Annotated in this window: 12 protein-coding genes; 4 read left to right on the forward strand and 8 right to left on the reverse strand. The window is 68.2% G+C overall.

Annotated elements, in window-relative coordinates; translation table 11 throughout:
* Positions 1 to 37: 37 nt before the first annotated feature.
* Positions 38 to 718, reverse strand: a complete 681-nt coding sequence (locus BST44_RS11155; protein WP_083177174.1) for a class I SAM-dependent methyltransferase — start codon at positions 716 to 718, stop codon at positions 38 to 40.
* A gap of 151 nt (positions 719 to 869) precedes the next feature.
* Here BST44_RS11155 and BST44_RS11160 point away from each other — a divergent pair, with 151 nt between their 5' ends.
* Complete coding sequence (locus BST44_RS11160; RefSeq protein WP_083177175.1) at positions 870 to 1511, forward strand: cutinase family protein; 642 nt, start codon at positions 870 to 872, stop codon at positions 1509 to 1511.
* A 58-nt stretch (positions 1512 to 1569) separates the two neighbouring features.
* On the opposite strand, the gene BST44_RS11165 is transcribed toward BST44_RS11160, so the two are convergent.
* Positions 1570 to 3963 (reverse strand): plasma-membrane proton-efflux P-type ATPase, encoded by a 2394-nt coding sequence (locus BST44_RS11165; RefSeq protein ID WP_244184784.1) that lies wholly within the window; start codon positions 3961 to 3963, stop codon positions 1570 to 1572.
* Between the two features lie 807 nt (positions 3964 to 4770).
* Between BST44_RS11165 and BST44_RS11175 the strand changes: the two genes are divergently transcribed.
* Complete coding sequence (locus BST44_RS11175; RefSeq protein ID WP_083177178.1) at positions 4771 to 5619, forward strand: glycoside hydrolase family 16 protein; 849 nt, start codon at positions 4771 to 4773, stop codon at positions 5617 to 5619.
* Between the two features lie 10 nt (positions 5620 to 5629).
* Here the strand turns inward: BST44_RS11175 and BST44_RS11180 are convergent, their stop codons facing one another.
* The gene (locus BST44_RS11180) at positions 5630 to 6478 is read right to left on the reverse strand and encodes a class I SAM-dependent methyltransferase (protein WP_083177179.1); all 849 of its coding nucleotides are present in this window, start codon (positions 6476 to 6478) and stop codon (positions 5630 to 5632) included.
* Positions 6479 to 6507: 29 nt separating this feature from the next.
* Positions 6508 to 7182, reverse strand: a complete 675-nt coding sequence (locus BST44_RS11185) for a hypothetical protein (RefSeq protein ID WP_083177180.1) — start codon at positions 7180 to 7182, stop codon at positions 6508 to 6510.
* 52 nt (positions 7183 to 7234) lie between these two features.
* Here BST44_RS11185 and BST44_RS11190 point away from each other — a divergent pair, with 52 nt between their 5' ends.
* Positions 7235 to 8245, forward strand: coding sequence for an NADP-dependent oxidoreductase (locus tag BST44_RS11190; protein WP_083177181.1), 1011 nt, complete (start codon positions 7235 to 7237; stop codon positions 8243 to 8245).
* Here the strand turns inward: BST44_RS11190 and BST44_RS11195 are convergent.
* From BST44_RS11195 to BST44_RS11205, 3 genes are read right to left on the reverse strand one after another with little or no spacing between them, the layout of a single operon-like run.
* Positions 8232 to 9083 (reverse strand): class I SAM-dependent methyltransferase, encoded by an 852-nt coding sequence (locus tag BST44_RS11195; protein ID WP_083177182.1) that lies wholly within the window; start codon positions 9081 to 9083, stop codon positions 8232 to 8234. The two genes, BST44_RS11190 and BST44_RS11195, sit on opposite strands and share 14 nt — an antisense overlap.
* 48 nt (positions 9084 to 9131) lie before the next feature.
* Complete coding sequence (locus BST44_RS11200) at positions 9132 to 9356, reverse strand: DUF2905 domain-containing protein (RefSeq protein ID WP_083177183.1); 225 nt, start codon at positions 9354 to 9356, stop codon at positions 9132 to 9134.
* Between the two features lie 9 nt (positions 9357 to 9365).
* Positions 9366 to 10010: an SOUL family heme-binding protein gene (locus BST44_RS11205; RefSeq protein WP_439330710.1), complete on the reverse strand. Its 645-nt coding sequence runs from the start codon at positions 10008 to 10010 to the stop codon at positions 9366 to 9368.
* A gap of 258 nt (positions 10011 to 10268) precedes the next feature.
* Here BST44_RS11205 and BST44_RS11210 point away from each other — a divergent pair, with 258 nt between their 5' ends.
* Positions 10269 to 10523, forward strand: coding sequence for a hypothetical protein (locus tag BST44_RS11210; protein ID WP_083177184.1), 255 nt, complete (start codon positions 10269 to 10271; stop codon positions 10521 to 10523).
* 67 nt (positions 10524 to 10590) lie between these two features.
* On the opposite strand, the gene BST44_RS11215 is transcribed toward BST44_RS11210, so the two are convergent.
* Positions 10591 to 12045 carry an aldehyde dehydrogenase family protein gene (locus BST44_RS11215; RefSeq protein ID WP_083177222.1) on the reverse strand — a complete coding sequence of 485 codons (1455 nt, stop codon included), beginning with the start codon at positions 12043 to 12045 and terminating at the stop codon, positions 10591 to 10593.
* Positions 12046 to 12176 lie beyond the last annotated feature (131 nt).

Here is a 12176-nt window from a genome sequence, read left to right on the forward strand (position 1 = left end):
ATCGCCGTGCGTTGACCGGCGGCCGGCGCTGTCCGGCTCAGCCTGGCGGTACACCCGGAATCGGTTCGCCCGGCTGGCCGCTGACCCGTTCGAGGACCCGGAGCGACCCGGTGGCTGAAACCTCTTGAAATTGGCCGGAATCCAGTGCGCGACGGTAGATGTAGTACGGGGGCCGGCCGCCGTCCTTGGGGTCGGGGAACACGTCGTGGATGGCCAGCGCGCCGCCGACGGCCACCCATTTCGCCCACCCCTCGAAGTCCTGGTTCGCGGCGGCCTCGCTGTGCCCGCCGTCGATGAACAGGAACCGCAGGGGTGCCCGCCACCCGGAGGCCACGACCGGCGACTTGCCCACGACGGCGACGACGTGGTCGTCGAGCCCCGCGGCGTCGAGCGTGCGGCGGAACGTAGGCAGCGTGTCGAACAGGCCGGTGACTTCGTCGACCAGCGAGGCATCGTGGTATTCCCAGCCGGGCTGGTGCTCCTCGGAGCCGTGGTGGTGGTCGATCGTGTAGAGCACCCCGGCCATTTGTTGGGCCGCGGAGCCGAGCAACAACGTGGATTTGCCGCAGTATGTGCCGATCTCGACCCCGACGCCGCCGTCGAGATACCGCAGCGCGGCGTCGTAGAGGGCGCGGCCCTCGTCGGCGGGCAGGAATCCCTGTACCTGCTCGGCCAGCGCGAACAAGCGCTCGGGCGCACTCGCGTCGACGTGACTCATCAGCTGAACCTATCGTTCCCGTCGACCGCGCCGGCACGGTGGTCGAGGTCAGCCGCCAAACCGGGCCGGGCCCCTACCCCTAAGCCCAGCGGCCGGGGCGCTACCGCTTTACCATCGTGCTGTGCTCGCCCGCAGACTCGGTGACATCGGCATGGCGGTGGTTCTCGCCGCGGCCATGCTGGTCGTGCCCGCCGCTTTGCCGTCGTTCGGCATGCCGAGTGCCGTCGCGGCCGGCTGCCCACCGGTTCAGGTGGTGTTCGCCCGCGGGCGCATGGAGGCGCCCGGACCGGGAGCGCTGGGCAACGCGTTCATCAGTTCGCTGCGATCCAAGGTCAACAAGAACGTCGGCGTATATGCCGTGAACTACCCCGCGGATACCGAGGTCGCTCAGGGCGCCAACGACATGAGCCGCCACGTCCAGGACATGATCACCAACTGCCCCAACACCCGGCTGGTGCTGGGCGGTTACTCGCTGGGGGCGGCCGTCACCGACGTCGTGCTCGCGGCGCCCATCAGTGCGTTCGGTTTCGACAGCCCCTTGCCGCCCGGCGCCGATCAGCACATCGCGGCGGTGGCGCTGTTCGGCAACGGCAGCCAGTGGGTGGGTCCGATCACCAATTTCAGCCCTGTCTACAACGACCGGACCATCGAGTTGTGCCACGGCGCCGATCCCATCTGTAACCCGGCCGACCCGAACACCTGGAAGGCGAACTGGCCGCAGCACCTCGCCGGGGCGTACATCGACGCCGGCATGGCCAATCAGGCCGCCGACTTCGTCGCCGGCAAACTCTGACCGCGGCTTGCGATCGAAGCCTGAAACGCGCGCACGGTGGTCGTTCCGTCGTGACCAATCAGGATGAGACGCTTAATTTTTGGCGATCAGTGCGGGGATGGCGGTCGAGCCAGCGGTAAGCGATGAGCTTGATCCGGTCGTTGAAGAGGAACCACAGCACCGAGTAGCCCCAGACGAGGCCGGCCCACCGCCACCCCAGCGGTGTCATGGCCACGCCGTAGACGGAGATCAACGTGGCGGCGCTTTGCGCCGTGATGACCGCGCCGAGCAGCAGCGGTGCGGGCGCGGGCCGCGACCAGAACGGGCCGCGGGAGCGGGTGAGGAAGATGGTCAGCTGCCCCGCGACGGACAACTTCAGGTAGATCATCGTGCGGATGAAGTCATGGCTGAGCCCGAACACGCGATCGGCGATGAAGAACAGGGTGAAGGTCGCGACGACCCCGATCACGCCCAGCACGGTGGCGATGGTCAGCACGGCGCGCATGTCCCACCGGACCGGCCTGGGTGAGCCGCGCACATGGTCGTACGCGATGGACAGGATCGCGCCGTCGTTGAGCAGCGCGAGGAACACGATCATGGCGGCGGTGACCGGGAAGAAGTTCATGGACACGACCGCCAGGGTGATCAGCAGCAGCACCCGAATGGTTTCGGCGATGCGATAGGTGGCGTAGCTCGTCAGCCGGGCGAAGATCTCGCGGGCCAGCCCGATTGCGGCCACGATCACCGACAGCCCCGGCGCGAGCAACACCACGTCGGCGGCCGCGCGGGCGGCGTCCGTGGCCCCGGATACCGCGATGCCGGCGTCGGCCTGCTTGAGGGCGGGCGCGTCGTTGACGCCATCGCCCGTCATGCCGACGATGTGCCCGCGGCCCTGCATCAACCGCACGATGTGGTACTTGTGCTCGGGGAAGACCTGCGCAAACCCGTCGGTCGCCTCCACCCGGGCGCCCAGATTGTCGCCGCCGCCGTCGAGGATGGCGGCGTCGAGGATCTGATCGCCCAGCCCCACCTGGCGGGCGATCTCGCGGCCGATGGCGACCTGGTCACCGGTCACCATCTTGACGTCGATGCCGAGTTCCCTGGCGGCGGTGATCGTCGCCGCCGAATCCTCGCGGGGCGGGTCGGCCAGTGCCAGCACACCCATCAGCCGCCACGAGCCGCCGCCGTCCGTCTTCGCCACGCCCAGAGCCCGGTAACCGCGGGCGGCGAACCGTTCGACCACGCGGTCGACCTCGGCGGACGCGCCGTCACCTCCGCACAGCGCGGCGATGACCTGCGGCGCTCCCTTGCTGACCCGAAACGTCCGCCCCTCGGGGTCGCGGACCAGCGCCTCGGTGCGCTTGCTGACCGGATCGAAGGGGACGAATTCGTCCACCCGCCCCGCCGGTGCCGGTCCCGCGGCGGCCAGCACCGCCAGATCGATGAGGTCGTTGTCCTCTTCGCGCGAAGCCAGCGCGGCGGCGGCGAGCAGTTCGTCGTCGCGGACGGTGGCGGCGGTCCAGCGTGCGGCCAGGGCGAGACGGTTCTGCGTCAGGGTGCCGGTCTTGTCCGAACACAGCAGGTCGATCCCGCCGAGTTCCTCGACTGCCGGCAGGTGGCTGACGACGGCCTCGTGACGCGCGAGCTCGCGCGCGCCGATGGCCATCGTCACCGACAGCACCGCCGGCAGCGCGACCGGGATCGAGGCGATCGTGACGACGAGGGCGAACTCCAGGGTCTGCAACACCGGGTTGCCGCGCACCAGCGAGACGGCAACCGTCAACGTCACCAGCACCAGCGCGATCACGATCAGGTAGTTGGCGATCCGCAGCACCGCGCGCTGAAAGTGGCTGACCGTGCCCGCACTTTGCACCAGGGCCGTGGTCTTGCCCATGTACGACGAGGCCCCGGTGGCGCACACCAGGGCGTCGGCCTCCCCCCGCACCAGTACGGACCCCGAAAAAAGGTCCTGGCCCCGCCCGCGACTGACGGCGAGCGACTCGCCGGTCAGCGCGGACTGATCCACCTCGAGGGTGGCGTCGTCGAGCACCCGCAGATCGGCCGGAACCACGTCCCCGAGGCGCACCCGCACGACGTCACCGGGCACCAGCTCGCGCACCGGTACCGTCACCCAGGCGCCGTCGCGCAGTGCCCGCGCCGAGGTCGCCAGCCGCTGCTTGAGCGCGGCGATCGCGTTGGCCGCCTGGTGTTCCTCGAAGAACGCCACCAGCCCGTTCATCGCGAGCAACACCCCGATGATCGCCGCGTCCGTCCAGTGCCGCGCGGCCAGCGACAGCGCCAGAGCGACTTCGATCATCCACGGTATCGGCGCCCAGAAGTAGCCCAGGAATTCCAATACCGGGTTGCGGTGCCGCTCGGCTATTTCGTTGGGGCCGTAGCGCTGCAGTCGCTGCTGCGCCTCCGCGGTCGTCAAACCCGTTGGAGTTCCCGTCAATTCGCTGGCGTGTGTCAACCCGTCTCCCCGATGTGGCGATGTCCGGCGTCTACCTTGGCACCTTCGCCCGGCGCCGAGTAGGGCCGAACGGCCCGCGATATCGCACGACTTGATCCGGCCATTACGCGGCATCGCGGCACAGCCATTTCGGGTCGTGCGGGCGGGGGAAGCGGGCGCGCCGCATTTTTGGCGAAATCGGGACGGGAGTATGGCTTCCGTCGGAGACGAGGCGGACGGCCAAGTCGCGGAGGGCTTCCCGGCCAGGCGCCGAGTTATCTGATCGTTTTCACGACACGATTAGCTCCGCCGAGAAGGCGCTGTAGCCGGGCGCTCCGTGCGCAATTTGCGGACGAGTTATTTCAGGCGGGGGTGTTCGTACTCGAGTAGAGCTTGAAGTCGCGGATAAGCGGGATGATCTCGCCGCCGGCCGCCGCCACACGCTGACGCGCGCGGAAAGCGGGATGACGGCGCATCGCCTCGTTGCGCTCACGTTCGTGCCGCTGGGCCGCCGTCCATATCGGATGGGACTGAAGGAATATAACCGTCGCTCCCGTTGTATTAGCCACGATCGTTAACTCCTCCCGGTCCAACCCGCAAAAGCCATGACTTGTGGTTATCGGCTTGTGATCTCAGAATGCCCGGCCGATCCTGAGACCAAACCACCCACGAAGTTGAGAATTGGCCATGAATTTCTCGACCAATCCTCCAGCCCCTTCCTTGCCGCCCGCCGGGTTGAACCGGGCGGCGATTCGAAACGTTAGCGGCGGACACCGACACATTTCCCGTTTCGGCTCCGCGCACCCCGGCTGCTAGGGTCCCTTGCGTATGCCCAAGATGGATCGCCGCCGCATGATGCTGACGACCGGGATCGGCGTGCTCGCGGCCGCGCTGCCTGCGCCGCAGGCCCGCGCCCACCCCACGGGAAGCGACCGGTCAGCAGGCCGCCCGCCCGCCCCCGCCGCGCCCAGCGGCCAAACCGGCACTTATGTTTTCCACGACGAATTCGACGGTGCCGCCGGTTCGGCGCCCGACTCGTCGAAGTGGACGGTGGCCAAGGCCCGCGAGACGATCAAAGACCCGACGTACTGGGAGCAGCCCGACCACATCGGGCAGTACCGCGACGATCGTCGCAATGTCTTCCTCGACGGCAACTCCAACCTCGTGCTGCGCGCCGCCAAGGACGGCCCCACGTACTTCAGCGGCAAGGTGCAAAGCCTCTGGCGCGGCGGCGTCGGCCACACCTGGGAAGCGCGCATCAAACTCAACTGCCTGACCGCCGGCGCCTGGCCCGCCTATTGGCTGGGCAACGAGGACCAGGGTGAGATCGACGTCATGGAGTGGTATGGCAACGGCAGCTGGCCCTCGGCGACCACCGTCCACGCGAAAGCCAATGGCGGTGAATGGAAGACCCACAACATCGCGATGGACAGCGGATGGCACACCTGGCGCACCCAGTGGGACGAGGCCGGGATCCGGTTCTGGAAGGACTACGCCGACGGCGCGCAACCCTACTTCGACGTGCCGGCGAGCTCCCTGCCGGACTGGCCGTTCAACAGACCGGGTTACACGGTCTACCCGGTGTTCAACCTGGCGGTCGCGGGTTCCGGCGGCGGCGACCCCGGCCCGGGGACCTACCCCGCCGACATGCTCGTCGACTGGATCCGCGTCTGGTAGGAAGCCGCCGTCAGTGGGTCAGCAGGGCGACCGCACTCGAGGATCTTCTGCCGCCCGGACGGCGCAAATCCGGTCGAGGCAGCCAGGCAAGCGGGCGCATCCAGATCGGTAGGCGATGCAATCGGTGGGCGGCCAGCAGCACCGATTCCGCCTCGACGGTCCGCCAGCCGAGGTTTTCGAAGAAGGCCAGCCCGTTGTCGGGTGCGAATTTGAACGGCGCGTTCTCCGAGATTCCGGCGACATTCTTGTTGATTCGCTTCTTCAGCCCGGGAAAGGCGAAATCGAGCATCCACCATGCGACTTCGGGCCGCTTGATCGCACCCGAAAGCCCGGCGATGGCGGTGGGTTCGAGATACATCGACAGACCCTCGGTCAGCACGAAGGCCTTCGACGCACCGTCGAGCGCGTCGTTGAAGAACGCGTCTCGGGCCTGCGGGTCGGCCAGGTCGACCGCTATGCGGTGGAGTCGGCAGCGCGGGGTCTGATCGGCGAGTACTTGCGTCTTCTCCTCGAGCAGCTTGGGCAGATCGGCCTCGATCCAGGTGAGATCGGCTGGGAGGTCTAAGCGGTAGGGCCGGGTGTCCAGGCCGGCGGCCAGGTTCAGCACCCGGTCGCAGCCGTTCGCGAGCGCTTCGGCGATGGCGTCATCGATGAGCTTGGTGCGGGCGACCAGCCAGAAACCGCTGCGATCCGTCCAGCGAACGTTCTCGACGATCGCCCGGCCGTGTTCGCCCGCGAGGCGTTCGGCGAGCGGGTCGCGGAACAGCGCATCGGGCCGGGCGGACTCGGTCGCCCGGTGCAGCGCGGTCCAGCGGGCGGTGTCCGAGACATGGGTGATCGTGTGCCTGGGGGCTGACATACGTGGGTTATAGCAGGACCAGCGCCGGCCTATTGACCGGCCTTGCCTCCCGCGAACCACGCTTCCGCCACCGCCCGCGTTTGGGGCGGCGGCAGGCCGGCCTCCCCGGTGCCGAGCTGACCGACCTTGACGGTCCACGCCGCCGACGAGCGGTCGATACAGCTCCCGGCGCCCTGGCTGGGCAGCCACAGCACCGAAAGGTTTGCGTGCGGGTCGCCGCACCAGTAGGCGCCCTCGTAGCCGTCGGCGCGCCATCCCCAGGCCCCGCCATTGCGGAGCCGGCAGCGGGTGCCATCGTCGAGCGTCAGCGCAAACGGGTCCGGGGTGGCGGGCGCGGTCACGGGTGGAAGCGGGCGGTCATACGTCACGCGATGCATGCTCCTGTCCCAGGGATCGTCCACGCACAGCAGCGTCCCGGGCGTCGAGGGCCAGCAGGTGCCCGCGCCGGCCGCGCTCGGCGAGCAGGAGTACACGTTGTCGGCCACCGCCGACGGCGACGGCGTGCTGCAGTCGCTGGCCTGGCCGACGTTGCCCGGTTTGGAGGCGACTCGGTAACCGTTGATCGGTTGGCCATCGGGGCCGACTGCCATGACGGTGATCTGCTGGGTGGGCGGCGGGTCCGCGGCGGCCGACCCGGGCAGCGATAGGGCCGCAAGGGTCAGCGCGGCGATGGGGCCAGCCACGATTCGCGACATCACGTTCACCGCGCAAAACCCTTCGTTCGGCGGGCCCCTCGTTGAAGGGTACGGTGCGCATATGGCCGATCGAAACCGTCGTTTCCTGCTTCGCCAACGCCCCACCGGACGCATCGGTCCGGACACCTTCGAACTGAGCGAGGAGGCGATCCCCGAGCTCAACGACGGCGAGGCGCTCGCGCGCGTCGACTGGATCTCGCTCGACCCCACCAACCGCATGTGGATCAACGACACCCCGTCCTACCTGCCGCCGGTGGGGATCGGTGAGGTCATGCGCGCGGGCGGGCTCGGTGAGATCGTCGCGTCGAAGACTCCGAGGTTTGCGGTCGGCCAGAAAGTGCAGGGCCTGCTCGGCTGGCAGGAGTACGCCGTCCTGTCGGACACGGCGATGGTGAACCCGGTCGACGTGGCGGAAGGCATCTCGCCCAGTGCCTACCTGGGCGCGCTGGGGATGACCGGTCTCACCGCCTGGATCGGGATCCGCGATATCGGCAAGCCGCAGCCGGGTGAGACGGTCGTCGTCTCCGCGGCGGCGGGCGCGGTCGGCTCGGTCGCCGGCCAGCTCGCCAAGGCCGCCGGGGCTCGCGTCGTCGGGATCGCCGGTGGGCCCGAGAAGTGCGCGCTGCTCACCGACCAGCTCGGCTTCGACGCGGCCGTGGACCACCGCGCCGACGACTGGGCCGCCCAGCTGGCGGCGGCGACGCCCAACGGCATCGACGTCGACTTCGAAAACGTCGGTGGCGACCTGATGGACGCGATCTTCGCACGCCTCAACATCGGTGCCCGCGTGGCCCTGTGCGGCCTGATCTCCGGTTACAACGCGGCCGATCCCCCGCCGGGCCCGCGGGCATTCGGGAATCTGCTCATCCAGCGAGCCACGCTGCGGGGCTTCATCGTGCTCGACCACTTCGGGCGCGCGCCGGAAGCGATGACCGAAATCGCGAGCCTGATCGAGGCCGGAAAGCTCACGCCGCTCGAGACCGTCGTCGAGGGCTTCGAGCAATTGCCGACGGCGATCAACATGCTCTTTGACGGCAAGAATGTCGGCAAGCTGGTGGTCAAGGTCGGCTGACTGAGCCGAATTCGAGTAGGGCGAAGACGCCGCGATACGGCTTCACCGGTGGGAAACGCCAGAACGCGGGGTACAGCGTTCCGAAGAACAGGCCCCGTCCCGCGGGCATCGGTACATCGTGCACCGCCCGGATCCCGGGCATGGTGTCGGCCAGCTTCGCCAGTTGCCGCACCGAGAGGCTGAACGGCATCGGCGGCACCCGGTAGCGCTTGGACGAACGCAGCCCCCTTCGCGCGACTTTCTTGACGATCGTCGGCGGTAGGTCGAAGAACATCTGGCCCCCGGGAAACCGCTTGGCGCACTCGGCGATCAGCCCCAACGCCTGGTCGGGTTGCAGGTACATCAGCAGCCCTTCGGCGGTGACGAACACGCCGTCGCCCGCGTCGACCTGATCGATCCAGCTGTAGTCGAGGGCGGACTGCGCGAGATCAGTGATCCGCGGGGATCGCGGCAGCAGCCGCCGCCGCAGGTCGACGACCGGCGGCAAATCCACCGAGAGCCAACGGAATTGTGCGTCGGGCAGCGCGCGGTCCAGGCGCCAGAAGGACGTCTGGAGGCCTTCGGCGAGCGCGACGACGGTCGCCCTGGGGTGCGCGGCGAGGTAGTCGATCGCGCACCGGTCGACGGCCAGCGACCGTAGCGCCATCTCCTGGCCTCTGCGCCCGAACTTTTCGAAGTCGAAGTCGAGGGCCTGCACCAGGCTGACGGCCATCGGATCGTCGATGATCGGTTCCCGCTGTCCGGCCTGGTATGCCCTGCCGTAGAGGGTGAGCAGCGCCGTCTCCGAGACACCGGTCAACAGCCCGGCGTCCACTTTCCCGTCGTCGCGATGAGTCATCACGCCAAACCGTAACCGGCGACGCACCGGACGCGCCCGCGGCGCGGCTCAGCGCCGAAACAGGAACCGCACGAGCGACAGCACGAGCGTCGCCGCGACCGACACCAGCAGCATCGAGACCACGGGGACGAAGATGCGCACGTTACCGTGTTCGATCCGGACGTCACCCGGCAGGCGACCGAACCATGTCAGCCCACCGGCCCACGCCAGGATGCCCAGCAACACAAGGAATATCCCCGCGGCGACGACGAACGGACCGGTAGTGCGATCCATGCCGGGCCCCTAGGCCGGCGCGGACGCGGGATCGATCGGAACCGCGACCTCGTTGCGCCGCCGCATCGGCAGCGTCCAGGGCGGATCGTAGAACCAGGCCTCGGCCTTTCCGGTGGCCCGGATTCCCTTGTCCTGTAACAGCTTCAAAAGTTCGTCGGTACGCGTTGCGACCGCCCGGGGGCTGCGATCGCCGCTGAATCGCAGCACGGCCACCGTCACCGGGGGCACCGTGACCAGGCGGACCTGATCGTCGTCGGGCACCGGAAGGGTCTCCATCGTCCACTTTTCCGGCATGAAAAACCTGATCACATAGCCGTTCTCGGCGTCGGCGGATTGGGCGACCGGCGCGGTCATGGCGATCTGCTCACCGCCTCCGCTCGACCGCTGGCCGACGGGTGCCGTCATCGAAATCGATTCGTCGCGCCGGTTACCGCCGAAGATGTAGCGGGCCAGTCGTCGGAATCCGACGTCGCGCGCGCGGTTCTCGTCGGCGTCGACCAGCGTCTCCGCGGCAAGCCGCGGTCCGTAGCTGCGGATCTCGACACTGCCGGTCAGCGGGCGGAGGGTGTACTTGGGCTCCTCGGTGCCCACCCGGATCCCGCCCACGGCCAGAACCGCTTCGGCGACCTGCTCGGCAAGCTTGATCGGACTCATCATCAGGATCGTTCCCCTTCGCTGCACTGGCCGGGCACCGCGGCCCCCCGGCGGGTGCCCGGGCGAGCGGAGCGGCACGCGCGGCCGCCCCCTGAATTGACCCACCTGTGTCCCGTCACCGCAAGTGAGGTGACGCCCCACCCTGGGGCGCCACGCTTTCGCCGCGCCGGTGGGTTGGGATCGGTAGCCGATTCGGCGGCCTGTACTGGGCGCAACGACGACGCCAGTCCGGCGGCGCCACACGAAAGGAAGTCAGAAATGAAGATCGTCCCGGCCAGCATCGAAGAGCAGATCAATCGGGTCGACCGTCAGCGCAGCCTCTACATCGGACTCAGCGCAGGCGCGGTCGCGCTGTGGAGCGCCTTCCGGCTGATCTGGGCCCTCTACATCGGGATGACATTCGGCTGGCTCCTGGGGGCGATGGTGTTCCAGCTGGTGCTGTGGGGAGTGATCGGCGCGGTCGCGGCGGTCGCGGCTTTCGGGTTCCTGACCCGGTACGCCAAGGGATCTTGATTTCGGTCCTGGCGGTGCGAAGTTCCGGACCTCATGCGGGTTCGGAACTTTCGCGCCTGCACCGCGGCTAGAGCTGCGCCCAGACCGACTTGGTCTTCATGTAGGCCTCGATGCCCTCGCGCCCGAATTCGTGACCCCAGCCGGATTGCTTGTAACCGCCGAACGGCACGTCGTGGTCGAACACCAACTGGCAGTTGACCTGGACGCTGCCGGCCTGCAGCCGCTTGACGATCCGGTGGGCGCGGCCGAGGTTTTCGGTCCACGCGGTGGCGGCCAGGCCGTAGGTGGTGTCGTTGGCCATGGCCACGGCCTCGTCTTCGTCGTCGAACGGCAGGATGCTGACCACCGGCCCGAAAATCTCCTGCTGATACAGCCGCATGCCGGGGTCGACGTCGGTGAGCACGGTCGGGTGAACGAAGTAGCCCCTGCGGTCCAAGCGGTACCCGCCGGTGACCACTTCGACGCCGTCGCTCCTGCCCTCGTCGATGAAGCCCATGACGCGGTTCAGCTGCTTCTGGCTGATCAACGGGCCGCTGACGCAGCCCTCCTCGCCGGGCGCGCCCAGCTTGAATGTGTTCGCCATCATCGCGATGCCTTCCACCACCCGTTCGTAGACGCCGCGCTGCACGAAAACCCTTGACCCGCAGACGCATCCCTGACCGGAGTGCACGAAGATGCCCAGCGAGGCCATCATGATGGCCTTGTCCAGGTCGGCGTCGTCGAAGATCAGCACCGGCGACTTCCCGCCGAGTTCGAGCATGACCTTCTTGAGATTGCCGGCCGAGGCGCGCACGATCTCCTTGCCGACCTCGGTGGACCCGGTGAAGGCCACCTTCTCGACGTCGGGATGTGCGGTGATGGCGGCCCCGGCGGTGTGACCGTAGCCGGTGAGCAGGTTGACCACACCCTGGGGAACGCCGGCCTGGTGCACCAGCCTGTCCAGCAACAGAGCCGACAGCGGGGTCTCCTCGGCGGGCTTGACCAGCATGCTGCAGCCGGCCGCGAGCGCGGGCGCGAGCTTCGCGCTGGCATTGAAGATCGGCCCGTTCCACGGGAAGATCAGCCCCACCACGCCGAAGGGCTCCTTGAGGGTGTAGGCGTGCATGCTGACGAAGGCGTCGGTCGCGATGCCGTCGGTCTGCACGTCGTAGGCGACGCCGTTGAGCTTGGAACACCAGCCCGCGTAGTAGCGGAAGAACTCCGCGCAGGTGGACATCTGCAACTGCGCCTGCAGCAACGGCATGCCCGTGTTGAGCGAGTCGAGTTGGGCGAAATCTTCGGCGTGTTCGTCGATCAGATCAGCGATACGCCACATCACCTTGGCCCGCTCGCGGCCCGGGAGCTGGGACCAGACGCCCGCGTCGAACGAGGCCCTCGCGCGCGCGGCCGCATCGTTGACCGCCGCTTCCCCGCAATCGATGAACTCGGTGATCGTCTCCTCGGTGGCGGGATCGATCACCGCGATGACGTCACCCGTTCCGGGCCGGCTCCGGAGGTCGTCCAATACCGTCTGCAGCGTCATCTGGCCCCTCTCGTGTCGCGGGGCCGCCACGGCCCGCGCCAATGCTGCTCTGATGCTGAGCACTTGCTTAGCATTGGGCGTGCGGCGCGGTCAAGAGTCGCGTTCACGGACGAGGCCCCGGCGCGTGGCCG

The sequence above is a fragment of the Mycobacterium scrofulaceum genome (assembly GCF_002086735.1).
In the GTDB taxonomy this organism is placed as follows: Bacteria; Actinomycetota; Actinomycetes; order Mycobacteriales; family Mycobacteriaceae; genus Mycobacterium; species Mycobacterium scrofulaceum.

Coding starts and splice junctions, on each gene's coding strand:
- BST44_RS11160 (WP_083177175.1), top strand. CDS start 870: ATGGCGGTGGTTCTCGCCGCGGCCATGCTGGTCGTGCCCGCCGCTTTG.
- BST44_RS11155 (WP_083177174.1), bottom strand. CDS start 718: ATGAGTCACGTCGACGCGAGTGCGCCCGAGCGCTTGTTCGCGCTGGCC.
- BST44_RS11195 (WP_083177182.1), bottom strand. CDS start 9,083: ATGACTCATCGCGACGACGGGAAAGTGGACGCCGGGCTGTTGACCGGT.
- BST44_RS11205 (WP_439330710.1), bottom strand. CDS start 10,010: ATGAGTCCGATCAAGCTTGCCGAGCAGGTCGCCGAAGCGGTTCTGGCC.
- BST44_RS11215 (WP_083177222.1), bottom strand. CDS start 12,045: ATGACGCTGCAGACGGTATTGGACGACCTCCGGAGCCGGCCCGGAACG.
- BST44_RS11190 (WP_083177181.1), top strand. CDS start 7,235: ATGGCCGATCGAAACCGTCGTTTCCTGCTTCGCCAACGCCCCACCGGA.
- BST44_RS11200 (WP_083177183.1), bottom strand. CDS start 9,356: ATGGATCGCACTACCGGTCCGTTCGTCGTCGCCGCGGGGATATTCCTT.
- BST44_RS11175 (WP_083177178.1), top strand. CDS start 4,771: ATGCCCAAGATGGATCGCCGCCGCATGATGCTGACGACCGGGATCGGC.
- BST44_RS11180 (WP_083177179.1), bottom strand. CDS start 6,478: ATGTCAGCCCCCAGGCACACGATCACCCATGTCTCGGACACCGCCCGC.
- BST44_RS11210 (WP_083177184.1), top strand. CDS start 10,269: ATGAAGATCGTCCCGGCCAGCATCGAAGAGCAGATCAATCGGGTCGAC.